Source organism: Streptomyces sp. CB02058 (genome assembly GCF_001905505.1).
GTDB lineage: Bacteria > Actinomycetota > Actinomycetes > Streptomycetales > Streptomycetaceae > Streptomyces.
In genome coordinates this window covers 229,519-254,611 of sequence record NZ_LIPG01000006.1, presented here as the reverse complement: position 1 = coordinate 254,611, position 25,093 = coordinate 229,519, and the positions used below count along the sequence as shown (strand labels likewise).

Sequence of the window (25,093 nt, the reverse complement as noted above, 5' to 3'; positions counted from 1 at the left end):
CGGTGCCCGGCACCGGACCGCTCCCCTTTCTTTCTTTCCTCATTCGAACAACGATCCATCCAGGAGAACACCATGAACACCCGTCACCTCCGCCGTATCGCCGTCAGCGTCTCCGCCGCGGCCCTGCTGCCCCTCGCGCTGACCGCCTGCTCCTCCGACTCGGGCAGCTCCTCCTCGGACTCCGGCGCCGACAAGGCCGCGTCGAGCGCGCCGGCCAAGGAGACCGAGAGCGCCTCGACGATGGACGAGCCGTTCGGTCCGGGCTGTGCGTCGGTGCCGAAGGAGGGTGCGGGCTCCTTCGCGGGCATGGCCCAGGACCCCGTCGCCACGGCCGCGTCGAACAACCCGGCGCTCTCCACGCTGGTGGCCGCCGTCAAGCAGGCCGGTCTTGTCGACACCCTGAACAGCGCCGAGAACATCACGGTGTTCGCCCCCACCAACGACGCCTTCGCCAAGATCCCGAAGGCCGACCTGGACAAGCTGCTCGCGAACAAGGCCGAGCTCACCAAGGTGCTCACCGCGCACGTGGTCGGCCAGAAGCTGACGCCGCAGCAGTTGGAGAAGGGCTCGTTCGACACCCTCGCCAAGACCAAGCTGACGACCGCGGGTTCGGGCGAGGAGTACACCGTGAACGACTCCTCCAAGGTCGTCTGCGGCAACGTCCCGACCGCCAACGCCACGGTCTACATCGTCGACACCGTCCTGATGCCGGCCGCCTGACCCGTCGTGCCCCCGTCGGTACGCTGACGGGATGACGACTCCCACGAGCCCCGAGGACCGCGCTCTCCGACCCGACCGGAGCGGCACGGACCGCGGGGCTCGTGCGGTGGGCGCGGTCGTCGGGTCCGCGGCCGGTGACGCCCTGGGCGCCCCCTTCGAGTTCGGGCTCCCGGGCGTCTACGGCGCCAGGTTCCCGGACGGGGCGGGCACGATGTGCGGGGGCGGCGGCTGGGATCCGGGCGAGGCGACGGACGACACGCAGATGGCCGTCCTCGTCGGGGAGTCGCTGCTGGAGCGGGGCGGCCTGGACCTCCCGGACATCTTCGGCCGGTTCCGCCGGTGGGCGGCGGCCGAGCCGAAGGACATCGGTCTGCAGACCGAGGACGTGCTCACGAGCGGCGATCCCTGGGACCTGGCCGCCGCACTCCACTTCCAGGTCAACACCCGCGCCGCGGGCAACGGTTCACTGATGCGCGCCACCACCTCGGCGGTGTACTTCGCCGGCTCGGGGCGGACGGCGACGATGGACGCGGCGCGCCGGATCGCGGCACTGACGCACGGCGACCGGGCGGCCTGGGAGGGCACGGCCGTCTTCCACGAGCTGGTGCGGGTGGCGCTGGAGGGCGGCGATCCCCTCGCCGCCGTCGACGACGCGCTGGCCGCCGTCCACCCGGACCACCGGGCCCGCTGGGCCGTCGTCCTGGCCCCCGACTGGCATCCGGACGACGCCACCGAGTTCAACGGCGCGGTGTGGCCGTGCCTCGGGACGGCGCTGTGGGCGCTGCGCACCACCGACGGGTTCGAGGAGGCCCTGGGGGCGGCCGTGGACAGGGGCGGGGACACCGACACGGTCGCGGCGGTCACCGGCGGGCTGGCCGGCGCGGTGTACGGGGCCGGCGCCGTCCCGGAGCGCTGGACGCGTCTGCTGCACGTACCGCTGCCGGGTCACGGGGGCAGGGTCCTGCGGACGGGGGACCTGGAAAGGCTTGCACTCCGGCTCGACGGAACCGCAGGAATCAACCGCCCGGAGCACTACACATAAGGGACATATAAGAGCACACTGGGCAAGGAGAGCTGATGACCGCGTTGCTCACAGCGGTCGCTCCAGCAAGTGCGAAGGAGAACATCCTCATGAGTAACATCTCGCACACCGGGAGGGACATCTCCGCCCATCCCGATGCCGAAGAAATGCGGGCCCGCCACGATCGCGTGATGAGCGGCGGCCGGACCACGGCCATGGCGGACGCACCGGTGTTTCTGCTCGGTCTGTACTGCGCCGTCTCGCCGTGGGTGCTTCACTTCACCGCGAGCCAGCCCTCACTGGTGACGCACAACCTGGTCATCGGTATCGCGATAGCCGTGCTGGCGCTCTGCTTCACCGCCATGCCCGAGCGGATGACCGGGATGAGCATCGCCATCGTCGCCCTGGGCGCCTGGCTGATCGTGTCGACCTGGGTCGTGGGCCAGAGCCCGGACACGGGCGTCATCCTCAACAACGTCATCGTCGGTGGTCTGGCGATCGTGCTGGGGGCAGCCTGCGCGGGACTTTCGATGAAGAACAGCAAGAAGACCTGACGGGAGGACACGCCGGAGCGGCCACAGGCGCGCACACTCCGCCTGTGGCCACTCGTCGGCCCACCTCGTCCCCCGGTCCCGCTCAGCCCACCGAGCTGTACGCGACCACGCCCCGCAGCACCGCGTCGACGGCCTTGTGGGCGTTCTTCGCGACGGAACTCCCGTCCCGGGGTGCGGCGGCCGCGATCTGGCCGAGCACGTCGATGACCTGCTTGCACCACCGCACGAAGTCGCCGGCCGGCATCTCCGCCTCGCGGAGCACCTCGTCCAGCGTGCGGCCCGAGGCCCACATGTAGACCGCCCAGGCGAAGCCGAGGTCGGGTTCGCGCTGGCCGACCCCTTCCGTCTGGCTGATCTTGAAGTCCTCCTCGACGGCGTCGAGCCGGCCCCAGATGCGGACCATCTCGCCCATCGCGACCTTCGCCGGCCCGGAGGGCAGCTTGGGCGCCACGGCGTCGTCCGCCTGGCGCGCCTCGTAGACCAGGGCGGAGACACAGGCCGCGAGCTCGGCGGGGTTGAGCCCCTCCCAGACGCGTTCGCGCAGGCACTCGCTGGCCAGCAGGTCGAGCTCGCCGTAGAGCCGGGCCAGCCGCCTGCCGTTGTCGGTGACCTCGTTGCCCCGCAGGTAGTCGAGCTCGGTCAGGAGCGCGACGATGCGGTCGAAGGTCCGGGCGATGGTGTTCGTCCGGCCCTCGATGCGGTTCTCCAGCTGCCGGGTGTCCCGCTGCAGGCGGTGGTACCGCTCCGCCCAGCGGGCGTGGTCCTCGCGTTCGTCGCACCCGTGGCAGGGGTGGGCGCGCAGCTCCGTGCGCAGCCGGGCGATCTCCCGGTCGTCGGCCGCCGCGGCCCGCTGCTTGCGGTGGCGTCCCGGGTCGATGTGGCCCGCCTTGCTCCGCAGCGCCGACGCCAGGTCACGGCGGGACTGCGGGGAGCGCGGGTTGAAGGACTTGGGCACCCGCATCCGCTCCAGCGCCTCGACCGGCACCGGGAAGTCGATGCCGGCCAGCCGCTTGACCTGCCGCTCCGCGGTGAGCACCAGGGGGCGCGGTCCGTCGTGGTACTCCAGCCCGCGGTGGCCGTTGGTCCGGCCCGCGGGCAGACCCGGGTCGAGGACCAGGGCGAGCCCGGCGAACTTGCCGGTGGGCACGTGGATGACGTCACCGGGCTTCAGCTTCTCCAGGGAGGCGGCGGCCGCCGCGCGCCGCTGGGCCGCGCCCTGCTTGGCCAGGTCCGTCTCGCGGTCCTTGAGGTCGCGGCGGAGCCGCGCGTACTCCTCGAAGTCCCCGAGGTGGCAGGTCATGCCCTCCTTGTAACCGGCGAGCCCCTCCTCGTTGCGCTGGACCTGGCGGGAGATCCCGACGACGGACCGGTCGGCCTGGAACTGCGCGAAGGAGGTCTCGAGCAGCTCGCGCGACCGGTGCCGGCCGAACTGCTGCACGAGGTTGACCGCCATGTTGTACGACGGGCGGAAGCTGGACCGCAGCGGATACGTACGCGTACCGGCGAGCCCGGCGAGCGCGCCGGGGTCCATGCCCCGCTGCCACAGGACGACCGCGTGGCCCTCGACGTCGATGCCGCGGCGCCCCGCCCGCCCGGTCAGCTGCGTGTACTCGCCGGGGGTGATGTCGGCGTGCTGCTCGCCGTTCCACTTGACGAGCTTCTCCAGCACCACGGAGCGCGCGGGCATGTTGATGCCGAGCGCCAGTGTCTCGGTCGCGAAGACCGCCTTGACCAGGCCCCGGACGAACAGCTCCTCCACGACCTCCTTGAAGGTCGGCAGCATCCCGGCGTGGTGCGCGGCGATGCCCCGCTCCAGGCCCTCCAGCCACTCGTAGTAGCCGAGGACGTGGAGGTCCTCGGGCGGGATCGACGCCGTGCGTTCCTCGACGATCTCCCGCACCAGGGTGCGCTTGTCCTCGTCGTTGAGCCGCAGCCCGGCCTGGAGGCACTGCTGCACGGCCGCCTGGCAGCCGGCCCGGCTGAAGATGAAGGTGATGGCGGGCAGCAGCCCCTCGGCGTCGAGGCGGTCGATGACCTCGGGCCGGGAGGGGGTCCAGATGCGGCTGCGCTGACGGCGCTCGCGCTCGCGGTCCGCCTCGCGCACCATCTTCCCGCGCCGACGCTCGCGCGGGTTGTACCCGCGCTGGTTCTCCATCCGGGCGAGGCGCACGAGATCCGGGCTGACCTCCCGCCGGCCGGTGCCCCTGCCGCCGTGGTCCGTCTCCTCCTCGAAGAGGTCGTACATCCGCCGCCCGGCCATGACGTGCTGCCACAGCGGCACGGGGCGGTGCTCGGAGACGATCACCTGCGTGTCGCCGCGCACGGTGTCCAGCCAGTCGCCGAACTCCTCGGCGTTGGACACCGTCGCCGACAGGGACACCAGGGTCACCGACTCCGGCAGGTGGATGATCACTTCCTCCCACACGGCACCCCGGAAGCGGTCGGAGAGGTAGTGCACCTCGTCCATGACCACATAGCCGAGGCCGGTGAGCGACTGGGAGCCCGCGTACAGCATGTTGCGCAGGACCTCGGTGGTCATGACGACCACCGGCGCGTCCGCGTTGACGCTGTTGTCACCGGTCAGCAGACCGACCTTGTCCGCGCCGTAACGCCGGACGAGATCGGTGAACTTCTGGTTGGACAGGGCCTTGATGGGCGTCGTGTAGAAGCACTTGCGGCCCTGCAGCAGGGCCAGGTGCACGGCGAATTCACCGACGATCGTCTTGCCCGAACCGGTGGGGGCGGCGACCAGCACCCCCTTGCCCGCCTCCAGGGCCTTGCATGCCTCGATCTGGAACGGATCCAGCCCGAATTCGTACATGTCGCGGAAGGGCGCGAGAGCCGTGGCCCGCTCGGCCGCACGGACCCGGGACGCCTGGTATCGCTCAGCTGGTGAGAGGTCCTCTGTCATCTTGATACGAGCCTACCCGCCTCGTATGACAGTCAGCCCGATCTTTAATTCATGGTGCAAGGACCGTCGGTCCCGGCTCCCGGACCCCGGTGTCTCAGGGTACGAGGACCCTGACCGCGCCGGGTACGCAGGTGGCGGTGAGCGGCAGCGCGCCCAGCGGTTCGCCGTCCGCGTAGGCCGTGACCCCCGCGGCGGCCAGCTCGATCGAGGAGACCCGGTGCACGGTGACCTTGGGGTGCCCGAGGTGCGTGCCCTTGTACACCTTCGGGAAGACCTTGAGCAGGGTGGTCCTGCTGCAGTCGCCGACCACGGTCACGTCGAAGAGGCCGTCGTCCATGAGGGCGTCGGCGCAGATCCGCATGCCGCCGCCGTAGGTGGTCCCGTTCCCGACCGCGATCAGCGTCGCCTCGATCTCGCGCACCGGGCCGCCGTCCAGCCGCAGGCGGTACGGGACGGGCTTGAACGCCGCCAGCTCGGCGAGGATGGCCAGGTCGTACTTGAAGCGTCCGCCGACCCAGCGCATCCGGTTCCCCCGGTCGTTGACCCGTGAGTCGAAGCCGGAGGCGAGCACGGAGCCGAACCAGCGCTCCCCGACCCTGCCCAGGTCGATCGTGCGCGCCGTTCCCGCCTTGAGCGCCTCGGCGGCGAGCCGACCGGCGGCGGCCGGATCGCGGACGGGGAGCCCGAGGGCGCGGGCGAAGTCGTTGCCGGTGCCGACGGCCACGGCGCCGAGCGGGGTGTCGGTCCCGGCGACGGCCTGGAGGGCGAGGGACATCATGCCGTCCCCGCCCACGGCTATCAGTGCCCCGGTCCCGCCCGCGACCGCCTCCCGGGCGCGCCGCAGCGCGTCGTCGGCGTCCTCGCCGAGCACCGTCCGTACGGAGAATCCGGCGTCCCGCAAAGCGGAAGCGGCCGGCTGCGCGGCACGCGCGCCCCGGCCGCTTCCCGCGGTGGGATTGACGAAGAGGGTGATCTCGCTGGTCACCCGCCGGACCTTACAAGGTCAGGTGATGTCGTCGTAACCGTTGAGCCGGTGGGAACGCCCGCCGTCCGCTTCGCCGTCCGCCTGCTCGGGCAGGGCCGGGCGGGAGGAGACCGGTTCGACCGCGCCGACGGCCTCGGGGGTGAGGTCCAGGCGCGAAGCCTCGTCGTCGTCGAGCTCGGCGTCGGGGTTGGCACGCTGCTTGCGCTTGTCGTTGAGCAGGGAGACACCGACCGCGATGAAGTACAGCACGGCCAGCGGACCCGCCAGCAGCAGCATCGAGATGGGCTCGCCACCGGGAGTGGCGATGGCCGCGAAGGCGGTGAGGCCCACGATCATCCCGCGCCACCAGCGCAGCATGCGGACACCGGACAGCACGCCGGTCATGTTGAGCAGGATGAGCAGCAGCGGCAGTTCGAAGGCGAGCCCGAAGACGATCACCATGCGGGTGATCAGGTCCAGGAAGTCGTCGAGGGGCAGCAGGTTCTTCACGTTGTCCGGCGTGAAGCCGAGCATGATCTCGGCGGTCTGCGGAAGGATCGAGTACGCGAGGTAGGCGCCGCCGACGAAGAGCGGGACGCCCGCCGCGACGAACGCCATCGAGTAGCGCTTCTCCTGCTTGTGCAGACCCGGGGCGACGAACGCCCACAGCTGGTACAGCCACACGGGCGTGGCCACCAGCACGCCCGCCATCAGGGACACCTTCAGCGCGATGGTGAAGGGCGACAGCAGACCGTTGGTGGTCATCTCCGCGCAGGGCCGACCGTTGACCATGGTCACGGCACCGTTCTTGCAGCCGACCGAGTCAAGGATCGGCTTCATCAGGAACTCGAAGATTTCCTTCTGGAAGAACGCTGCCACGATCACGGCGACGACGATCGCCAGGACCGACTTCAGCAGCCGGTTGCGCAGCTCACGCAGGTGATCGAGGAGGGGCATCCGCCCCTCGTCGTCCTTCTCCTGCTTGCGGGCAGACTTGAGCAACCCACTTCCCTCGTCTCGTGCGGCAGCTTCCGGTGGTGCGGATCAGCTGTCAGCTCTGGGTGGTGGGCTTGGCCTCGCTGACCGGGCGGGAGCTGGTGACGTCTCCCGGGGCGGCCTGGATCGTGCGCGCGGTGGTCGCGGGCGGGGTGGTGTCCGCCACGGTCTCCGTGGTGGGCGCCGCGGCTTCCGCGTCGTCCTTCTTCATGGCCTTGACCTCGCTCTTGAGGATGCGGGCCGACTTGCCGAGCGAACGCGCCATGTCGGGAAGCTTCTTGGCACCGAAGAGCAGCAGGATGACAGCGATGATCAGAACGATCTCGAGGGGCTTCAGATTGCCGATCATGTGCGACTTCCTTCTCACTGAGGCGTCTGGAGGGTGGGCTCGCCGCCCGTTCGAACGGACACATGTCCGACCTTCGCGCTGGCAGCGATCGTAACCCGCAGGGGTAAACACGAGGCAATGCCCGTGCGTACTCCCGATTGCGGCCCACACCTCCCTGCCTGGGCCGCTCAAGCAGCGTACCCCCCGAACCAGTGAATCTGGAGGCCGCGCTCCGCTATCTCAGGGCCTCACCGGTATCGGAGAGGGTGGTCGCCGCTCGTTCGAGATCCTCCGCCGCTCGGTTGATCCGCCGTGTGGTCTCGGTGACCTGACCGGCGAGCCGCTGTGCCTCGACGTAGACCTTGACGGCCAGCACCCCGAGCACGGCCAGGCCGGCGAATCCCAGGGCGATGGCGAGCATGGGCCAGAACATGTGCGGTCCTCGGTGTCTCGTTACCCCAGCGCGGTGTGCAGACGCAGCGTCCGCACGCCTCCGCCGCTGAGGAGTTCGATGATGCGCTCCCCGGCCGGCTTGCGGACCGCGGAGCCGCACGCGGGGCAGGTGAAGGAGTAGAAGGTCGTACGCCGGCTGGCTCCTATCGCCAGGCGCAGCGCGGCCGACGGGAGCTCGAACCGCTCACGGCAGTCAGGGCAAGCGGCCCGGAACCGTACGGCGGCGGGCACCGGGGCGGGAACGGGTCCGGTCCGGGTGCTCGATATCGCGGTCATGTGACGTCTGTCTCCTCGGTGCACCGGTGGCCGCCTCTCAGAGAGCGCCGTCGTAGGCGGCCAGTGCCTCACGCGCGGCCAGCCGGGCGCTCTCGGCCAGCTCCTCGGGCGCGGTGATGCGGCCTTCGCCGCCCAGCCGCAGGGCGAGCCTGCGCAGGGAGGCCGGGTCGGGGGTGCGCAGCGTGATCCGCAGGCCGCCGTCGGGCAGCTCCTCCGCGCTGTCGTGCGGGTAGTACTCGGCGACCCACCGGCCGCCGGGGCCGACCTCGATCACGACCTCCGGGTCCTCGGCCGCCGGCTGGACGAGCCCTTCCGAGAGATCGCGCAGCTCCAGCTCGGGCGGGGCGGACGGGGCGTCGAGGAGCCTGATCTCGGCGACCCGGTCGAGCCGGAACGTACGCCGGGCCTCGGTGAGCCGGCACCAGCCCTCCATATAGGTGTGCCCGACTGCGAAGAGCCGGATCGGGTCCACCTCGCGCTCGGTCAGCTCGTCGCGGGCGGGCGAGTAGTAGCGCAGCCAGAGTCTGCGCCGCTCGGAGATCGCCCGGTCCACGTCGGCGAAGACACCGCCCTCGGACTCGAAGGTGACCGAGAGCCGCGAGCTGGCGGCACCCACCTCGCCGGCCGCCGTCTCCAGCTTCGCGGTCGCCCGCACCAGTGCCTGCCGGTCGCTCTCCCGCAGGCCGGGGAGGGTGGCGACGGCACGGGCGGCGACGAGCAGCGCGGTCGCCTCGTCGGCGGCGAGCCTCAGGGGCTCGGCGACGTCGTCCGGGTTGTGCCACCAGATCCGGTCGCCGTCGGTGTCGATGTCCAGCAGGTCCCCGCCGCGGAAGCTGGTCCCGCACATGGGAAGCACGTCGAGGTCGGAGATCAGCTCGTCCTCGGTGATCCCGAAGGCCCGGGCCACGTCCTGCACGTGTGCGCCGGGGCGCTCACGGAGATACGTCACCAGGGAGAGCATCCGCCGGGTCTGGTCGATGGCGTTCGTGGCCACGGTCGCGGCTCCCCTCAGTCCTTGGCCACGGCGCGCAGCCGGTCCATCACATCGGCCCGCAGATCGGCCGGTTCGCTGACGATCACGTCGGGGCCGAACTCCACGAGCCAGGCGTCCAGCCCGTGCCCGTACGGAATCTCCAACTCGTCCCAGCCGTCACCGAGTTCCCGTACCGATATGGCGCGGGAGCGCAGCGGGTAGCCGGAGCCGGTACGGAGCCTGATGCGGGCGGTCCTGGTCGCGGTCTCCCCCGCCCAGCTCTCGACGGTCTCACGGACGGTGACGGCGTCGGGCACCCGGGCCGTGAAGGCGCCGGCACGGGAGCGGACGCGGCCCGAGATCCGGGACAGCCTGAAGACACGCTCGGCGCCCCGGTCGCGGTCCCATCCGGCGAGGTACCAGTGGCCGCGCCAGCATTCGAGCGTCCAGGGTTCGACCTGGCGCTGCTCGGGCCGTGCGGCATTGCCCTTGCGGTAGTCGAAGGTGACCGGGCGGCGGTCCCGGCAGGCGAGCATCAGTGGTTCGAAGGCGGCCTCGTGGACCGGGATGCGGGGTTCGAGGGCGCTGTGCGGCTCGTAGGCGTCCTCGGCCACGGGCATCCCGGCGGCACGCAGCTTCTGCAGGGCGCCGCTGGCGGCTCCGGCGAGCCTCGCCTGCTGCCAGACCTTGGCGGCCAGCCCGAGGGCGGCTGCCTCCTCGGCGTCCAGGGTGATGGGGGGCAGCCGGTTGCTGTCGCGGCGCGCGAGGTAGCCGGTGTCGCCGTCCAGGTTCTCCACGGTCTCGATGACCAGGCCGAGTTCGCGCAGATCGTCCTTGTCGCGCTCGAACATCCGGTTGAAGGACTCGTCGGAGCCCGCCTCCAGATAGGCCTCGATGGACCCGCGGAGCTCGCGCTTGCTGAGCGGGCGCCGGGTACCCAGCAGGCACAGTGCCAGGTTCATCAGCCGTTCGGCCTTGGCAATCGCCATCGACGCCCTTTCTCGACGTGCTCCGTGACCGTCGACCGTACCGCCCCGGGGTGTCCGGGCCAAAGCGAGGGCCCGTGCCTTGCGGCACGGGCCCTGACTGCTGTAGACGGACGGATCAGACGCCGACGAGGTCGCAGACGAAGATCAGCGTCTCACCCGGCGCGATGGCGCCGCCGCCGGCACCGCGGTCGCCGTAGGCGAGGTGCGCGGGGATGGTCAGCTGGCGACGGCCGCCGACCTTCATGCCCTGGACACCCTTGTCCCAGCCCTGGATGACCTGACCGGCACCGAGCTGGAACTGCAGCGGGGTGCCGCGGTTCCACGAGGCGTCGAATTCCTCGCCGGTGGAGAACGCCACGCCGACGTAGTGCACGGAGACGGTCTGGCCCGCCTGAGCCACCGGTCCGTCGCCCTCCCAGATCTCCTTGATCTCCAGGTCGGCCGGCGGCTCGCCACCCGGGAAGTCGATCTCGGGCTTCTCGATGCTCACTGACTTGCTCCTCTGAATGATGAACTGCGCAACCGGGACAGTCTTACATCTTTGCCAGGAGGTCCACCGCGAACACGAGAGTGGACTTGGCGGGGACGGTCTGCTGCGCCTCGTCACCGAAGCCCTGGTCCGGCGGGATGACGAGCAGCACACGGCTGCCGACCTTCTTGCCGACCAGACCGTTCTTCAGCCCCTTGAGGGTGACCTGGGCGAGCGGGAAGGTCTGGGTCTTGCCCGCCTCGTAGGTGCTGTCGAAGGCCTTGCTGTCCTTCCAGAGCAGACCCACGTAGTTCACGACGACGCTGTCGGTCTCCTTGATGACCTCACCCTTGGACTCGAGGATGTAGTTGGAGACCAGCTTCTTCGGCGGATCGCTCTTGGGGATCGTGACCGTGGGGGCCTTGCCGTCCGTCTTGGTGCCGACCTTGGGCAGGTCGATGTTGTCCTGCGCGACGGGGGTGCCCTCGGCGGAGGCCGGGATCTGCGTGGCCTTCACGATGTCGACGACGAAGACGAGGGTGGCGTTGGGCTTGATGTCGCCCTGGCCCTGCTCGCCGTAACCGAGGTCCGGCGGGATGACCAGCTCGACGCGGCTGCCGACCTTCTGGCCCACGAGGCCCTTGTCCCAGCCCTGGATGACCATGCCCGCACCGAGCGTCAGGTCGAAGGGCTGCCCGCGGTCGAAGCTGTTGTCGAACGGCTTGGCGGAGTCCCACGCCTGCCCGAGGTAGTTCACCTGGATCGCGTCGCCGTTCTTGAGCTTCGCGCCGTCACCCTCACTGATGACTTCGGTCTTCAGTTCCTTGGGTGGGTCACCTTCGCCCTTCGACAGGGTGGGCTTCTCGCCGAACTTCGCTCCCGCGGTGATCGCGGGAACGCCGTTCTCGGACGAGGCGGAGTCGGAGGCCTTGTCGTCGCCGCATGCCACTGCGGACAGCAGCAGTAGGGGGACAACGAGAAGGCCGGCAAGTCGGCGCACTGGTTCCTCAGATCTCAGACGACACGTGAATGGTCCCCGACACTCTAGGCCGAGCGAAGGGCCCCGTACGAGGAACGTACGGGGCCCGGTCGCGTGCAGGGTGGGACATTCACGTCCCGGATCACATGCCGGCGATCAGCTTCTCCACCCGGTCGTCGACGGAACGGAAGGGGTCCTTGCACAGCACGGTGCGCTGCGCCTGGTCGTTGAGCTTGAGGTGCACCCAGTCGACGGTGAAGTCCCGCCGCTGCTCCTGGGCCCGGCGGATGAAGTCGCCGCGCAGCCGCGCCCTGGTCGTCTGCGGGGGCACGGACTTGCCCTCGAAGATCTTCAGGTCGTTGCAGATGCGGGTGGCCTGCCCCTTGCGCTCCAGCAGGTAGTAGAGCCCGCGGCGCCGGTGGATGTCGTGGTAGGCGAGGTCTATCTGAGCGACCCTCGGGTTCGACATGGTCATGTTGTGCTTGGCCCGGTACCGCTCGATGAGCTTGTACTTCATGACCCAGTCGATCTCGGTGCCGATCCGGTCGAGGTCCTCGGCCTCGATGGCGTCCAGGGTGCGGCCCCAGAGCTCCAGGACCTGGTCCACCGTGCCGGTGCGGATGCCGCGGCGCTCGACGAAGTCGACCGCCTTCTCGTAGTACTCCCGCTGGACCTCGATGGCCGAGGCCTCCCGGCCGCTGGCGAGACGGACCTTGCGCTGTCCCGTGATGTCGTGGCTGACCTCGCGGATGGCCCGGATCGGGTTCTCCAGGGTCAGGTCGCGCATCACCGTGCCCGCCTCGATCATGCGCAGCACCAGGTCGGTGGCGCCGACCTTGAGGAGCATGGTCGTCTCGGACATGTTGGAGTCACCGACGATGACGTGGAGGCGGCGGTACCGCTCCGCGTCGGCGTGGGGTTCGTCCCTGGTGTTGATGATCGGACGGGAGCGCGTCGTCGCGGAACTGACGCCCTCCCAGATGTGCTCGGCCCGCTGGCTGACGCAGTACACGGCGCCGCGCGGCGTCTGCAGCACCTTGCCGGCACCGCAGATCAGCTGACGGGTGACGAGGAACGGAATGAGGATGTCCGCGAGCCGGGAGAATTCTCCGTGCCGGGCCACGAGGTAGTTCTCATGGCATCCGTAGGAGTTTCCAGCCGAGTCGGTGTTGTTCTTGAAGAGATAGACGTCGCCCGCGATTCCCTCCTCGTGCAGGCGGCGTTCGGCGTCGACGAGCAGTCCTTCGAGAATGCGTTCGCCGGCCTTGTCGTGCGTGACCAGTTCGGTCACGTTGTCGCATTCGGGTGTCGCGTATTCCGGATGCGATCCCACGTCGAGGTACAGGCGGGCGCCGTTCCGCAGGAAGACATTGCTGCTGCGGCCCCATGACACAACACGGCGGAAGAGGTAGCGCGCCACTTCGTCAGGTGACAGTCGGCGCTGTCCCCTGAACGTGCACGTGACGCCGTACTCGTTCTCCAGCCCGAAAATGCGGCGGTCCATGACTGAACATTACGCCTTATGGCCTGAGCTGAAACCGGGTTCGGCAGCACCGTTTCGATCATTTTCCGAACCGGCCACAACCGCGGGCGTACGGCCGGGAGCTGCGAGGACCCTTCCGGTGGCCAGCAGAACCAGCAGCGCCGCCACTCCACCGGCCCCCGCCACGGCGAAACTCCACGCCGTCCCGCCGAGCTCGACGGCCGGGCCCGCCACCGCCGTTCCGGCCGCCGCCCCCACGCCGAAGGTCGTCACGAGCCAGGAGAAGGCCTCGGTCACCGTGCCCCGCGGGGTGTGCCGGTCCACGACGATGAACGAGCAGGCGATCGCGGGCGCGAGGAACACTCCGGCCAGTGCCGCCAGCGCGGTCATGGCGGGCACCCCGGGCGTCAGCGTCAACGGCAGGTAGCCCAGGGCCAGGAGCGCGACGATGACCCGCAGCCTCCGTTCGGGCGCCCCGGCCCACTGCCGCGCCCCGTACACCGCTCCGCCGATCAGCGCGCCGAGGCCGAGCGCGGCCATCAGCCAGCCGTACACGGACTCCCGGCCGTGGTCGTCGGCGTAGGCGACACCGGCCACGGTGATCGAGCCGAGGGCGAGCCCGACGAAGAAGAAGGCCCCGAGCAGGGCGAGCAGTCCCGGGGAGCGCAGGGCGCCGAGCCAGTGCGCCTCGCGGGGTGCCGAGCGCCAGGCCCTGGAGGGCTCGGACAGGACGACGGACAGCGCCCCCAGGACTCCGATGGCGTTGATGACCAGAAGGGCGGCGGCGGGTGACCAGAGCGACACCAGGACGGTCACGAGGAGCGGCCCGACGGTGAACATGACCTCCTGGGCCACCGCGTCCATGGCGTACGCCCGGTGCACCCGGTCCTCCCGGCCGAGGACCGTCGGCCACAGGGCACGCAGCCCGCCCTCCAGCGGTGGCGTGAAGACGCCGGCCACGACGACCGCCGCGTACGCCGCCGGGAGCGAGCCGAGGCCCAGCAGGGCCAGCGCGGCCATGCCGAGCGCCGAGACGACCGCGGCGGGGAGCTGGACGCGCGGCTGGCCGTGGAGGTCCACGGCCCGGCCGAGCAGGGGCTGACCCACGGCCGTGGCGAGGCCGTACGCCGCCGCGAGGGCTCCGGCCAGGGTGTAGCTGCCGCCCTCGGCCCTCGTGAACAGCACGATCGCGATGTGGGCGGTGCCGTTCGGCAGCCTCCCCACCAGCGTCCCGGCCAGCAGCCGGGCGGCGTGCCGCGTCCGGAGGATGTCCAGATATCCCGCGGCCATGTCCGCCCCTCTCCCCCGACGGAGTCACAGCCTCGGGGTTTTACGTATAACTTCAGTGTCCATACGTACCATGTGGGCAGTCCGCGAGTCCATCCCGCGACATCCCCGAACGGCAGCACGGAGGCACGAGTGAGCAGCGCGCGGCAGCCCGCCCCACCCCGGCCCACCAGCCGAGACGTGGCACGGGCCGCGGGCGTCTCCCAGGCCACGGTCTCCCTCGTGCTCGGCGACAAATGGCGCGGGCGGGTCTCCGCGACGACCGCCGAGCGGGTGCGCCGCAGTGCCCGTGAGCTCGGCTACCGGCCGAACCTCGCCGCCCGGAGCCTCCGGCTGGGCCGCACGCGCACGGCCCTTCTGGTGGTCCCGGCGCTCACCAACGAGTTCTTCGCCCGGGTCTACACCGGCGCCGCCGCCGTGGCGGCCGAGCACGACTTCGGCGTGGTCCTCTACCCCTCCCCGGACGGCACAGGCCCCGCCAGGGACCCGTTCGCCTCCGCCAGCGCCGCCCTCGACGGGGTGATCGCGTCCTCGATGGCCACCGGCGCCCTCGGCGCGCTGCGGGAGACCGGCCTGCCGCTGGTGATGCTGGACAGCGACCCGGGGGACCGCGGCGCGGCGGCCCGGGTGAACCTCGACATCGCGGACGGCATGCGCCAGGTGGCGGGGCATCTGCTGGACCTCGGCCACCGCCGGATCGTCCATCTGGCGTCCGCCGTGGAGACCTGGACCTTCGCGGTGCGCGCCCGGACCCTGCGGGAGGCCGCCCGGGACGTCCCGGGAGCCGTTCTGCGCACCGTCACGGCCCCGCTGGACGTCGGGGCGGGGCGGGAGGCGGTCGAGGCGCTTCTGGCCTCTCCCGGCCCGCGGCCGACGGCGATCGTCTGCGACGACGACATCCTGGCGGCCGGCGCCTGCAAGGCGGTACGCCGGCGGGGGCTGCGGGTGCCCGACGACATCTCCGTGACGGGCTTCGACGACCTGGCGCTCGCGACGGCGGTGGAGCCCGAGCTCACCACCGTGCGCCTCCCCGCCGAGCAGGTCGGCGAGCGGGGCATGACGGCGCTGCTGGCGGTCCTGGAGGGCCTGCCGGAGGAGCACCGCGATCTCCCGGTGGAGCTGGTGGTACGCGGCTCCACCGCGCCCGCGCCCACCGCGTGACGATGCCCCCGGACGCGCGGTGCGCGTCCGGGGGCATCGTCACGAGCCGTCGTGGAACCGGCTACTCCTTGCCGGACCCGTCCGTGCCGTCGGCGCCCTTCGCCGGGGTGTCGGTCCCGGTCCCGGGGGCCGTGGTGCCCTCCGGTTCCTCCGTGTCGGACGGAGCGTCCGTCGGGGTGGCCCCGGCGCCGTCCGCTTCCAGCAGCCGTGCCAGCTGCCGTCCGACGATCCGCTTGAACTTGCGCTGCTGCGGCCGTGTGCGGTCCAGCACCGCGACCTCGAGCCGCTCGGCGGGGATCTCCCGCTCGTTGCCGTTGGCCTCCCGGGACAGGGCCTGCACGGCCAGCTTCAGCGCCTCGGCGAGCGACATCCCGTCGCGGTGGCGCTGGTCCAGGAAGCTGCTGATCTGCTCGGCGTTGCCGCCGACCGCGACCGAGCCGTGCTCGTCCACGATCGAGCCGTCGTGCGGCAGCCGGTAGATCTGGTCGCCCTCGGGCCCGGCGCCGACCTCGGCGACCACCAGCTCCACCTCGTACGGCTTCTCGGCCGCGCTGGAGAAGATCGTGCCGAGCGTCTGCGCGTAGACGTTGGCCAGCCCACGCGCCGTCACATCGTCGCGGTCGTAGGTGTAGCCGCGCAGGTCCGCGTAGCGCACACCGCCGATCCTGAGGTTCTCGTACTCGTTGTACTTGCCGGCGGCGGCGAAGCCGATCCGGTCGTAGATCTCGCTGAACTTGTGCAGCGCGCGGGACGGGTTCTCGCCGACGAACACAATGCCGTCGGCGTACTGCAGCACAACCAGGCTGCGACCACGGGCGATGCCCTTCCGGGCGTATTCCGCCCGGTCGGCCATGGCCTGCTGGGGTGAGACATAGAACGGCGTCGACACCGGCTATCCGTCCCTTTCTGTCAGTGACGAGTGCATCGGAGAAGCATCAGGACCGGTCAGAGAAGCGCGGCGCGCGGGCCGTCGGGCTGCTCCAGCCTGCGCTCCAGGATCGCGCGCGCGATCTCCGAGGATTCCGTGTCGTTCAGCTTGCGGAAGCCCTCGTCGGTGATGACGGTGACGATCGGATAGATCCTGCGGGCCACGTCGGGACCGCCGGTCGCCGAGTCGTCGTCGGCCGCGTCGTACAGCGCCTGCACGACCAGGGTGAGTGTCTGCTCCTCCGTCAGGTCGTCGCGGTACAGCTTCTTCATCGATCCACGGGCGAAGACGGAGCCGGAGCCGGTGGCCGCGTAGCCGTGTTCCTCGGAGCGCCCGCCGGTGACGTCGTACGAGAAGATGCGGCCTCTCTCGCGGTCGAGGTCGTACCCCGCGAAGAGCGGGACGACCGCGAGCCCCTGCATGGCCATCGCCAGATTGCTGCGGATCATCGTGGAGAGCCGGTTGGCCTTGCCCTCCAGGGAGAGGGAGGCGCCCTCGACCTTCTCGAAGTGCTCCAGCTCCAGCTGGAACAGCTTGACCATCTCCACGGCCAGGCCCGCCGTGCCGGCGATGCCCACCGCGGAGTACTCGTCGGCCGGGAACACCTTCTCGATGTCCCGCTGCGCGATCATGTTCCCCATGGTCGCGCGCCGGTCACCGGCGAGCACCACTCCGCCGGGGAACGAGGCCGCGACGATCGTGGTGCCGTGCGGCGCCTCGATGGCGCCCTGCAGCGGCGGCAGGCTGCGGTTGCCGGGAAGGATCTCGGGTGAGTGGTCGGACAGGAAGTCCATGAACGAGGACGAACCCGGCGTCAGGAAGGCAGCTGGTAGACGCCCGGTGCTACGAGTGTTGGCTTCCACGCGTTTCCCTCCAGGTATGCGATGGCCCTGCGCAAGGAGTCAGGATCATCCCCCAACTTGCCGATGGCCGAATTGCAGTTGAAGCAGTACGCCACGGACCCTACCCGCCCTGTGACGGTGATCAACATGATCCCGGGTGCCGAAGCACATCCGTGGGATGCCCCTGCAGGGGCGGGGACATCCCACGGAATGCGCCGGCCGACGGAGCGATCCGCCGGCGAGCGGTCACGATCTCCGGCTGTTACTCGCCGCCCTTTTGGACGAAGCTTCGAACGAAATCCTCGGCATTCGACTCGAGCACGTCGTCGATCTCGTCGAGGACGTCGTCGACGTCGTCGCTGAGCTTCTCCTGTCGCTCCGCGAGGTCCTCGGACGCCTGCGCCTCCTGCGCCTGCTCCTCGGTCTCCTCGGTGGAACGTGTCGCCTTCTGCTGTCCGCCGCCGGTGTCCTTGGTCGCCATGTAGCTCACCCCGCTCGGTTCGAAGCACTTGATCAGACCCTACCTACGGGGTCCGACATTGGCCCGGTACTTTCCTCAACGTCCGGAGGTCATCTGATTGATTCCCAGCCGGAGCGCCTTTCAGCCCCCCGTCAGCGTCCGGACCAGCTCTTCCGCCGTGCGGCAGCGGTCCAGGAGGTCCTTGACGTGACTACGTGTACCCCGCAGCGGTTCCATCGTGGGCACCCGTTGCAGAGAGTCACGGTCGGGCAGGTCGAAGATCACGGAGTCCCAGGAGGCCGCGGCGACGTCGTCCGCGTACTGCTCCAGGCAGCGGCCCCGGAAATAGGCCCTGGTGTCCTCGGGCGGCTTCGTACGGGCCCGCTCGACGTCGCTCTCGTCGAGCAGGCGCTTGATCTTCCCCCGGGCCGCCAGGCGGTTGTACAGGCCCTTGTCGGCCCGTACGTCGGCGTACTGGAGGTCCACGAGGTGAAGGCGGGGGGCGTCCCAGTCCAGGCCGTCGCGGCGCCTGTAGCCCTCCATGAGCTCCCGCTTGGCGATCCAGTCCAGCTCCCCCGACAGGCTCATCGGGTCGTTCTCCAGGCGGTTCAGGGTGTCCTCCCAGCGGGCCAGGACATCCTTGGTCTGCTCGTCGGCGTCCGCCCCGTACCGCTCCTCGACGTACTTGCGGCCGAGCTCGAAGTACTCCATCTGGAGCTGTACGGCGGTGAGTGTCCGGCCGCTGCGGAGCGTGACCAGCTGCTTCAGCGTGGGGTCGTGCGACACCTGGTGCAGGGTGCGTACCGGCTGGTCGACGGCCAGGTCGACGTTGATGAAGCCGTCCTCGATCATGGCCAGCACGAGCGAGGTGGTGCCGAGCTTCAGATAGGTCGAGATCTCGGAGAGGTTCGCGTCCCCGATGATCACGTGCAGCCTGCGGTACTTCTCGGCGTCGGAGTGGGGTTCGTCGCGGGTGTTGATGATGGGGCGCTTGAGCGTGGTCTCCAGGCCGACCTCGACCTCGAAGTAGTCGGCGCGCTGGCTGATCTGGAAGCCGTGCTCATGGCCGTCCTGGCCGATGCCGACCCGGCCCGCGCCGGTGACGACCTGGCGGGAGACGAAGAACGGCGTCAGGTGGCGCACGATGTCCGAGAAGGGGGTCTCCCGCTTCATCAGGTAGTTCTCGTGCGTGCCGTAGGACGCGCCCTTGTTGTCGGTGTTGTTCTTGTAGAGGTGGATCGGCTGGGCGCCGGGGATGGCTGCGGCCCGTTCGGCCGCCTCCGCCATCACCCGCTCGCCGGCCTTGTCCCAGAGCACCGCGTCGAGCGGGTTGGTGATCTCCGGTGAGCTGTATTCGGGGTGCGCGTGGTCGACGTACAGCCGCGCACCGTTGGTGAGGATGACATTGGCCAGGCCGATGTCCTCGTCGGTGAGCTGACTGGAGTCCGCGGTTTCACGGGCGAGGTCGAAGCCTCGCGCGTCGCGCAGCGGATTCTCCTCCTCGAAATCCCAGCGGGCGCGGCGCGCCCGGTGCATCGCCGCCGCGTAGGCGTTGACGATCTGGGACGAGGTGAGCATGGCATTGGCGTTGGGTTGACCGGGGACGGAGATCCCGTACTCCGTCTCGATGCCCATTACTCGCCGTACGGTCATGCGGCCCTCCTTGCCCGGCGGCGCTCCCGTCCGGGAGCGGCGCTCAAGTACCGCTGCTGGTCCGGTACGCGTGCGGTGCCCGTACCCGCGCTGCGCGACTCGGCGGTACCGCAGAGCCTAGAGCGCCTCTGCGCCGGTGGGGAGATCAATTACGTCATTGTTCGGGTGTGGCCGGACTTCCGGGAAAACGCCCGGCTGCGGACGCCCTTCCGGGAATCCGCAGCCGGTCTGCGTTTTACAGGTACTGTCCGGTATTTGCCACCGTGTCGATGGAGCGACCGGTGTCCGCGCCCTGCTTTCCGGTGACAAGCGTGCGGATGAAGACGATCCGCTCGCCCTTCTTGCCGGAAATCCTGGCCCAGTCGTCCGGGTTGGTCGTGTTGGGCAGGTCCTCGTTCTCCTTGAACTCGTCCACGCAGGCCTGGAGGAGGTGGGAGACGCGCAGGCCCTTCTGGCCCTGCTCGAGGAATGCCTTGATGGCCATTTTCTTTGCCCGGTCCACGATGTTCTGAATCATCGCTCCGGAGTTGAAGTCCTTGAAGTACAGGACTTCCTTGTCGCCGTTCGCGTAGGTGACCTCGAGGAAGCGGTTCTCCTCGGATTCCGTGTACATCCGCTCCACGACCGACTGGATCATCGCGTGGGCGGCGGCCTCCTTGGAGCCCGTGTGCTCCGCCAGGTCGTCCGAGTGAAGCGGCAGCGAGGGCGTGAGGTACTTCGCGAAGATGTCCTTCGCGGCCTCCGCGTCCGGACGCTCGATCTTGATCTTCACATCGAGACGGCCGGGCCGCAGGATCGCGGGGTCGATCATGTCCTCACGGTTGGAGGCGCCGATGACGATGACGTTCTCCAGGCCCTCCACACCGTCGATCTCGGCGAGCAGCTGGGGGACGATGGTGTTCTCCACGTCCGAGCTGACACCGGAACCACGGGTGCGGAAGAGGGATTCCATCTCGTCGAAGAAGACGATGACGGGGGTACCCTCGCTCGCCTTCTCCCGGGCACGCTGGAAGACGAGGCGGATGTGCCGCTCGGTCTCGCCGACGTACTTGTTGAGGAGCTCGGGCCCCTTGATGTTGAGGAAGTAGCTCTTCCCCGCGGGCTGTCCTGTGACCTCGGCGACCTTCTTGGCCAGCGAGTTGGCGACGGCCTTGGCGATGAGCGTCTTGCCGCAGCCCGGTGGGCCGTAGAGCAGGATGCCCTTCGGCGGACGCAGTTCGTGCTCCTTGAAGAGGTCCGGGTGGAGGTACGGGAGCTCGACCGCGTCGCGGATCAGTTCGATCTGGTCGCCCAGACCGCCGATCTTGTTGTAGTCGATGTCCGGGACCTCTTCGAGGACGAGCTCTTCGACCTCGCTCTTGGGGACCACTTCGTAGACGTAGCCGGACCTGGGTTCGAGCAGGAGGGCGTCGCCGGGACGGATGGTGATGTCCAGCAGCGGCTCGGCGAGCCGCACCACCCGTTCCTCGTCGGTGTGCCCGACCACCAGGGCGCGTTCGCCGTCCTCGAGGATCTCCTTGAGGGTGACGATGTCCCCGGCCCGCTCGAATTCCATGGCCTCGACCACGTTGAGCGCCTCGTTGAGCATGACTTCCTGGCCTCGCCGGAGGCCTTCGAGCTCGACGCTGGGGCTGACGTTCACCCGGAGCTTGCGGCCCCCGGTGAAGATGTCGCAGGTGTCGTCCTCGTTGGCCTGCAGGAAGACACCGAAGCCGGCCGGCGGCTGTGCGAGCCGGTCGACCTCCTCCTTGAGGGCCACGATCTGGTCGCGGGCCTCCCGGAGTGTGTTGGCGAGCCGCTCGTTCTGCGCGGACACGCCTGCCAGGTTGGTCTGCAACTCGACGATCCGCTCTTCGAGAATCCTCGTATGACGCGGAGAGTCGGCGAGCTTACGTCGCAGGACGGCGATTTCCTGCTCGAGATAGGCAACCTGGCCGGCTGGGTCTTCTGACCCCCGCCCGGGCCGGATGCCGCGGTTGATGTCGTCGTCGTGGGCTGCCACGGTCCTCACCTCCTCCAAGGGGAGCTGGACGCTTCCTGACCCTACCTGGGTGGGTGATGATTGAAACCCCTAGATCACAAAGACCCGGGACTCTGTCCGATCTTCACCCTTGCGCTCTCCCTCACGCCAAGGGAATACCCACCCTTCGCCACCGGAAAGCCGCCGGTTGTATCGTCGAAGTGTTCAACACCCGTCAGGGCTGGCTTCAATTGGTGCAGATACGCAGGGAACGGCAGGACACATGACCGTGCAGCAGGACGCTCCGGGCGACAGCGGAACGCAGGACCTCGAGGTCTGGATCGACCAGGATCTCTGTACGGGCGACGGCATCTGCGTGCAGTACGCCCCCGAGGTGTTCGAGCTGGACATCGACGGTCTGGCCTACGTGAAGAGCGCCGACGACGAGCTGCTCCAGGAGGTGGGGGCCACCACGCCGGTGCCGCTGCCCCTGCTCCAGGACGTGGTGGACTCGGCCAAGGAATGCCCGGGCGACTGCATCCATGTACGTCGCGTCTCGGACAACGTGGAAGTCTTCGGGCCGGACGCCGAGTGACGGCTCAGACGTCCCGCGCGGCGCTCCCGACGGGGCCGGCCGACTTGATGAAGGCGTTGCCCTTCCACTCCCAGCCGGCGGTCTCCCGCTCGTCGGGGCAGCAGCGCGGCACGTCGGCCGACGAGTAGCCGAGCAGGGTCGCCGACACCCGGCCGTCACGGACGGCGAAGTCGGTGACCGTCAGCTTCTGAGCGGGGTCCACCAGGGTCGCCACGACCCTGGGTGCGGCCCCGCTCGCCTGTGTCAGGACGTAGATGCCGCTGGGCGGGGTGCCGGAGCCCGCGGCGCAGTGGACCACGGCGACGGTCTCGGGACCGCCGTCACCGTCGAGGTCTCCCGGGGCGCTTTCGGCCACGGTCTGCCCGGCGGCACCGCAGTCCAGCGGGAAGGACACACCGGCCGGGTCGGGTGCCTGCGCGGCCGGCGCGCCGCCCTGCTGGGTGGTGGCGCGGTGCTCGGACGCCGAGGCCGTCGCGGTGGCCGCGTCGGGCTGGAGCATTCCGGCGAGGGCGACGACGGCGGCCATCGCCGTGGCCGTGGCGAGCCAGTGCACCGGCTTGGCGTCGGTGTGCGCGAGGTCCGGGAGCGCGGAGGTCTGCACGCGGTATGTCTCCTGTGGTTCCTGGATGCCTGGACAGGCGGTGCCGGACGGGGCCGGCGGGCGGGGGTGGCCAGCATCGTGCCACACCTCACACCCGAGGGGAACGGCGGGGGCGTCCCGGGCAGCGGAAAGGCGCCGCCGCCGGGCTCCCGGGTCGGTCCGGGGAACTCGGTGGCGGCGCCTGCGCGTTGCACGGGTCAGTCGCGGCCCGCGTCCGATCCGCTCCGCTTGCCGGGACCGTCGTAGTCCTCGCCGTAGGCGCCCTTGGACGGGCGGCGGCGGCGCAGCGGCGGCTCGACGCCGTCCGCGAGGCGGCGGGCGGTGACGAGGAAGCCGGTGTGGCCGATCATCCGGTGGTCGGGCCGCACGGCCAGACCCTCGACGTGCCAGTTCCGGATCATCGACTCCCAGGGCTGCGGTTCCGCGAAGCAGCCGATCTCACGGATGGACTCGACGGTCCGCGAGAGCTGGGTCGTGGTCGCGACGTAGGCGCAGAGGATGCCGCCGGGCACGAGGGCCTTGGAGACGGCCTCCAGGCACTCCCAGGGGGCGAGCATGTCCAGGACGACGCGGTCGACGTCGGTGTCCGAGAGGTTGTCCTGGAGGTCTCCGACGGTGAGCTGCCAGGCCGGGTGCGGCGAGCCGAAGTAGCGCTCGACGTTCTGCTGGGCGATCTCGGCGAAGTCCTCGCGGCGCTCGTAGGAGTGCAGCATGCCCTGCTCGCCGATGGCGCGCAGCAGGAAGGTGCTCAGGGCACCCGAGCCGACGCCGGCTTCGACGACACGGGCGCCGGGGAAGATGTCACCGAAGGCGAGGATCTGGCCCGCGTCCTTCGGGTAGACCACGGCGGCACCGCGGGGCATGGACAGGACGTAGTCGGGGAGCAGGGGGCGCAGCGCGAGGTAGGCGACGTTTCCCGTGGTACGGACAACACTGCCCTCGGGAGCACCGATCAGCTCGTCGTGCGGGAAAGAACCCTTGTGGGTGTGGAAGTTCTTTCCGGCTTCGAGCGTGAAGGTGTAGTGGCGTCCCTTGGGGTCGGTGAGCTGGACCTGGTCCCCGACTTTGAATGGGCCGCGACGGCGGGCGGCACCGGTCGGTTCGGACATGTGACCAGCCTACCGGTAATCCGGGGGCCGCTTCCCGGGGCCTCGGGCCCCGGGCTCACCGCTCTCAGGCGGAAGGACGGGCCATGGCCTTGATGAAGGCGCGTTCGACGTCGGCCGTGGAGAGGACGCCGTAGATCTCGCCGGTGTCCTCGACCACGAGGTACTCGGTGGCCGGGTTGGCCTTGAGCCGGTCCAGGAGGGCTTCGCCCGCGAGCTCCGCGGGGACCTTCATGCCGTCGGTGAGGTCCTGGGCGAGGCCGCTGACGGCCACCCAGGGACGGCGGTGCTCGGGCACGCCCGCGATGGCCGCCTCCCGGACGAGGCCCTTGGGGCTGCCCAGTCCGTCGACGACGACCAGGGCGCGGGCGCCCGCTTCGTTGGCGCGGCGGAGCGCCTCGGAGAGCGGGGTGGCCGCCTCGACGGGCACGGCGCGCCGGGTGAGGGTGCGGGCGCGCAGTTCGGGGAGGTGCTCGCGGAGCCGGGCGGTCCGCAGGCTGTTCCCGGCCCCGGTCCAGATGATCGCCGCGAGGATCGCCGCGAGGAGGGCGTCGGTGACGGTCTCGAATCCGCTGATCTCGCCGGTGGCGTTCCCGAGGACACCCGTATGGGTGAGCAGCGGGAGGCCGACGAAGACGGTGATGGCCAGACCGCGGCCGACCCACGCGGCGGCGACGGTGCCGCTCATGGGCTTGCCCGTGATCTTCCAGACGACGGCGCGCAGCATGCGTCCGCCGTCCAGCGGGAGGCCGGGCAGCAGGTTGAAGGCCGCGACGATGAGGTTGGAGATCATCAGCCCCGCGAGGAGCACTCCGGGGACGGTGCCGGCCTCGACGAACTGGAGCGGGATGTAGAAGAGGCCGCCGAGGACCAGGGAGAGCAGCGGGCCCACGAACGCGAGGACGAATTCGCGGCCGGGGGTCTCGGTCTCCTTCTCGATCTCGGAGACACCGCCGAAGAACTGGAGCTGGATGCGGCGTACCGGCAGCTGGTAGCGCAGCGCGGCGACGGTGTGGGCGAGCTCGTGCACCAGGACGGAGGCGTAGAACGCGATCGCGAAGAAGAGCGCGACGAGATAGCGGGCTCCGCCGAGCTCCGGCAGCACGCGGTCGAGCTGGCCGCCGAAGACCCAGGTGATCAGGGCCGCGACGACGAACCAGCTGGGCGCCACGTAGACGGGCACGCCGAAGGGGCGGCCCATCAGGAGGCCGCCGCCGGGATCTTCCGGGCGTCGCGGTTTGCCCTTGTCCGGTCCGGTGCCGGGGTCGGTTCCCCCTGCGCCGGGCTGCGGGCGCCCGCTGTCGCCGCTCTCGTCCACGGGGTCCCTTCGGTAGGTGGCCTGTGCCACGGTCTTGCTGTGTACGAGCTCTGTGGTCGATGGTAT

General features: G+C 69.9%; 25 protein-coding genes and 1 pseudogene. 5 read left to right on the top strand and 21 right to left on the bottom strand.

The window, feature by feature from the left end; all coding sequences use genetic code 11:
* Positions 1–72: 72 nt before the first annotated feature.
* From AMK10_RS29295 to AMK10_RS29285, 3 genes are all read left to right on the top strand, one after another.
* Entirely contained in the window at positions 73–720 is a 648-nt protein-coding gene (locus AMK10_RS29295; protein WP_073751424.1) for a fasciclin domain-containing protein, read from the top strand.
* Between the two features lie 31 nt (positions 721–751).
* Entirely contained in the window at positions 752–1,762 is a 1,011-nt protein-coding gene (locus AMK10_RS29290; protein ID WP_073751423.1) for an ADP-ribosylglycohydrolase family protein, read from the top strand.
* Positions 1,763–1,851: 89 nt separating this feature from the next.
* Positions 1,852–2,295, top strand: coding sequence for an SPW repeat protein (locus AMK10_RS29285; RefSeq protein WP_073751422.1), 444 nt, complete (start codon positions 1,852–1,854; stop codon positions 2,293–2,295).
* Between the two features lie 82 nt (positions 2,296–2,377).
* Here AMK10_RS29285 and AMK10_RS29280 read toward each other — a convergent pair whose 3' ends face one another.
* The 12 genes from AMK10_RS29280 to AMK10_RS29225 form a co-directional block, all read right to left on the bottom strand.
* Positions 2,378–5,206 (bottom strand): DEAD/DEAH box helicase, encoded by a 2,829-nt coding sequence (locus tag AMK10_RS29280; protein WP_073751421.1) that lies wholly within the window; start codon positions 5,204–5,206, stop codon positions 2,378–2,380.
* Between the two features lie 94 nt (positions 5,207–5,300).
* Positions 5,301–6,191, bottom strand: coding sequence for a diacylglycerol kinase (locus AMK10_RS29275; RefSeq protein ID WP_073751420.1), 891 nt, complete (start codon positions 6,189–6,191; stop codon positions 5,301–5,303).
* 18 nt (positions 6,192–6,209) lie between these two features.
* Positions 6,210–7,172, bottom strand: a complete 963-nt coding sequence (gene tatC, locus AMK10_RS29270) for a twin-arginine translocase subunit TatC (protein ID WP_073751419.1) — start codon at positions 7,170–7,172, stop codon at positions 6,210–6,212.
* Positions 7,173–7,221: 49 nt separating this feature from the next.
* Positions 7,222–7,515 (bottom strand): Sec-independent protein translocase subunit TatA, encoded by a 294-nt coding sequence (tatA, locus tag AMK10_RS29265; protein ID WP_073751418.1) that lies wholly within the window; start codon positions 7,513–7,515, stop codon positions 7,222–7,224.
* A 214-nt stretch (positions 7,516–7,729) separates the two neighbouring features.
* Positions 7,730–7,927 (bottom strand): hypothetical protein, encoded by a 198-nt coding sequence (locus tag AMK10_RS29260; RefSeq protein WP_073751417.1) that lies wholly within the window; start codon positions 7,925–7,927, stop codon positions 7,730–7,732.
* Between the two features lie 20 nt (positions 7,928–7,947).
* Positions 7,948–8,223, bottom strand: a complete 276-nt coding sequence (locus tag AMK10_RS29255; protein WP_073751416.1) for a hypothetical protein — start codon at positions 8,221–8,223, stop codon at positions 7,948–7,950.
* Positions 8,224–8,260: 37 nt separating this feature from the next.
* Entirely contained in the window at positions 8,261–9,217 is a 957-nt protein-coding gene (locus AMK10_RS29250; protein WP_073751415.1) for a helix-turn-helix transcriptional regulator, read from the bottom strand.
* A gap of 14 nt (positions 9,218–9,231) precedes the next feature.
* Positions 9,232–10,185 carry a helix-turn-helix transcriptional regulator gene (locus AMK10_RS29245; protein WP_073751414.1) on the bottom strand — a complete coding sequence of 318 codons (954 nt, stop codon included), beginning with the start codon at positions 10,183–10,185 and terminating at the stop codon, positions 9,232–9,234.
* 115 nt (positions 10,186–10,300) lie between these two features.
* Complete coding sequence (locus tag AMK10_RS29240; protein ID WP_073751413.1) at positions 10,301–10,675, bottom strand: FKBP-type peptidyl-prolyl cis-trans isomerase; 375 nt, start codon at positions 10,673–10,675, stop codon at positions 10,301–10,303.
* A 43-nt stretch (positions 10,676–10,718) separates the two neighbouring features.
* The gene (locus tag AMK10_RS29235) at positions 10,719–11,654 is read right to left on the bottom strand and encodes an FKBP-type peptidyl-prolyl cis-trans isomerase (protein WP_073751412.1); all 936 of its coding nucleotides are present in this window, start codon (positions 11,652–11,654) and stop codon (positions 10,719–10,721) included.
* Between the two features lie 121 nt (positions 11,655–11,775).
* Positions 11,776–13,137 carry a Pup--protein ligase gene (gene pafA / locus AMK10_RS29230; protein ID WP_073751411.1) on the bottom strand — a complete coding sequence of 454 codons (1,362 nt, stop codon included), beginning with the start codon at positions 13,135–13,137 and terminating at the stop codon, positions 11,776–11,778.
* A 9-nt stretch (positions 13,138–13,146) separates the two neighbouring features.
* Positions 13,147–14,406: an MFS transporter gene (locus AMK10_RS29225; protein WP_073751410.1), complete on the bottom strand. Its 1,260-nt coding sequence runs from the start codon at positions 14,404–14,406 to the stop codon at positions 13,147–13,149.
* Between the two features lie 129 nt (positions 14,407–14,535).
* On the opposite strand from AMK10_RS29225, the gene AMK10_RS29220 reads away from it, so the two are divergent.
* On the top strand, positions 14,536–15,564 hold the full coding sequence (locus AMK10_RS29220) for a LacI family DNA-binding transcriptional regulator (RefSeq protein ID WP_073751409.1): 1,029 nt from the start codon (positions 14,536–14,538) through the stop codon (positions 15,562–15,564).
* A gap of 61 nt (positions 15,565–15,625) precedes the next feature.
* On the opposite strand, the gene prcA is transcribed toward AMK10_RS29220, so the two are convergent.
* The 6 genes and pseudogenes from prcA to arc all read right to left on the bottom strand — a co-directional run bounded on the left by prcA (position 15,626) and on the right by arc (position 21,449).
* Positions 15,626–16,453, bottom strand: coding sequence for a proteasome subunit alpha (gene prcA, locus AMK10_RS29215; RefSeq protein WP_073751408.1), 828 nt, complete (start codon positions 16,451–16,453; stop codon positions 15,626–15,628).
* 56 nt (positions 16,454–16,509) lie between these two features.
* Positions 16,510–17,355, bottom strand: coding sequence for a proteasome subunit beta (gene prcB / locus AMK10_RS29210; protein ID WP_073751407.1), 846 nt, complete (start codon positions 17,353–17,355; stop codon positions 16,510–16,512).
* Positions 17,307–17,484: pseudogene (locus AMK10_RS38295) on the bottom strand (endonuclease domain-containing protein); the annotation flags it as partial. The gene prcB and the pseudogene AMK10_RS38295, both read right to left, overlap by 49 nt.
* Before the next feature lie 112 nt (positions 17,485–17,596).
* On the bottom strand, positions 17,597–17,815 hold the full coding sequence (locus AMK10_RS29200; protein ID WP_073751996.1) for a ubiquitin-like protein Pup: 219 nt from the start codon (positions 17,813–17,815) through the stop codon (positions 17,597–17,599).
* 120 nt (positions 17,816–17,935) lie between these two features.
* Entirely contained in the window at positions 17,936–19,447 is a 1,512-nt protein-coding gene (gene dop, locus AMK10_RS29195) for a depupylase/deamidase Dop (RefSeq protein WP_073751406.1), read from the bottom strand.
* Between the two features lie 235 nt (positions 19,448–19,682).
* Positions 19,683–21,449 carry a proteasome ATPase gene (gene arc, locus AMK10_RS29190; RefSeq protein WP_033304549.1) on the bottom strand — a complete coding sequence of 589 codons (1,767 nt, stop codon included), beginning with the start codon at positions 21,447–21,449 and terminating at the stop codon, positions 19,683–19,685.
* 241 nt (positions 21,450–21,690) lie between these two features.
* Between arc and AMK10_RS29180 the strand changes: the two genes are divergently transcribed.
* Positions 21,691–22,002 carry a ferredoxin gene (locus tag AMK10_RS29180; protein WP_073751405.1) on the top strand — a complete coding sequence of 104 codons (312 nt, stop codon included), beginning with the start codon at positions 21,691–21,693 and terminating at the stop codon, positions 22,000–22,002.
* 4 nt (positions 22,003–22,006) lie between these two features.
* Here AMK10_RS29180 and AMK10_RS29175 read toward each other — a convergent pair whose 3' ends face one another.
* From AMK10_RS29175 to AMK10_RS29165, 3 genes are all read right to left on the bottom strand, one after another.
* On the bottom strand, positions 22,007–22,603 hold the full coding sequence (locus AMK10_RS29175; RefSeq protein ID WP_073751404.1) for a hypothetical protein: 597 nt from the start codon (positions 22,601–22,603) through the stop codon (positions 22,007–22,009).
* Positions 22,604–22,800: 197 nt separating this feature from the next.
* Complete coding sequence (locus AMK10_RS29170) at positions 22,801–23,712, bottom strand: tRNA (adenine-N1)-methyltransferase (protein ID WP_073751402.1); 912 nt, start codon at positions 23,710–23,712, stop codon at positions 22,801–22,803.
* A 64-nt stretch (positions 23,713–23,776) separates the two neighbouring features.
* Positions 23,777–25,027, bottom strand: a complete 1,251-nt coding sequence (locus tag AMK10_RS29165) for a site-2 protease family protein (RefSeq protein ID WP_073751400.1) — start codon at positions 25,025–25,027, stop codon at positions 23,777–23,779.
* Positions 25,028–25,093: the final 66 nt, after the last annotated feature.

Bases quoted from the DNA above. Each gene is read 5' to 3' on its own strand.
- AMK10_RS29295 (WP_073751424.1), top strand. From the start codon at position 73: ATGAACACCCGTCACCTCCGCCGTATCGCCGTCAGCGTCTCCGCCGCG.
- AMK10_RS29290 (WP_073751423.1), top strand. From the start codon at position 752: ATGACGACTCCCACGAGCCCCGAGGACCGCGCTCTCCGACCCGACCGG.
- AMK10_RS29285 (WP_073751422.1), top strand. From the start codon at position 1,852: ATGAGTAACATCTCGCACACCGGGAGGGACATCTCCGCCCATCCCGAT.
- AMK10_RS29280 (WP_073751421.1), bottom strand. From the start codon at position 5,206: ATGACAGAGGACCTCTCACCAGCTGAGCGATACCAGGCGTCCCGGGTC.
- tatA (WP_073751418.1), bottom strand. From the start codon at position 7,515: ATGATCGGCAATCTGAAGCCCCTCGAGATCGTTCTGATCATCGCTGTC.
- AMK10_RS29260 (WP_073751417.1), bottom strand. From the start codon at position 7,927: ATGTTCTGGCCCATGCTCGCCATCGCCCTGGGATTCGCCGGCCTGGCC.
- AMK10_RS29255 (WP_073751416.1), bottom strand. From the start codon at position 8,223: ATGACCGCGATATCGAGCACCCGGACCGGACCCGTTCCCGCCCCGGTG.
- AMK10_RS29245 (WP_073751414.1), bottom strand. From the start codon at position 10,185: ATGGCGATTGCCAAGGCCGAACGGCTGATGAACCTGGCACTGTGCCTG.
- pafA (WP_073751411.1), bottom strand. From the start codon at position 13,137: ATGGACCGCCGCATTTTCGGGCTGGAGAACGAGTACGGCGTCACGTGC.
- AMK10_RS29225 (WP_073751410.1), bottom strand. From the start codon at position 14,406: ATGGCCGCGGGATATCTGGACATCCTCCGGACGCGGCACGCCGCCCGG.
- AMK10_RS29200 (WP_073751996.1), bottom strand. From the start codon at position 17,815: ATGGCGACCAAGGACACCGGCGGCGGACAGCAGAAGGCGACACGTTCC.
- dop (WP_073751406.1), bottom strand. From the start codon at position 19,447: ATGACCGTACGGCGAGTAATGGGCATCGAGACGGAGTACGGGATCTCC.
- AMK10_RS29180 (WP_073751405.1), top strand. From the start codon at position 21,691: ATGACCGTGCAGCAGGACGCTCCGGGCGACAGCGGAACGCAGGACCTC.
- AMK10_RS29170 (WP_073751402.1), bottom strand. From the start codon at position 23,712: ATGTCCGAACCGACCGGTGCCGCCCGCCGTCGCGGCCCATTCAAAGTC.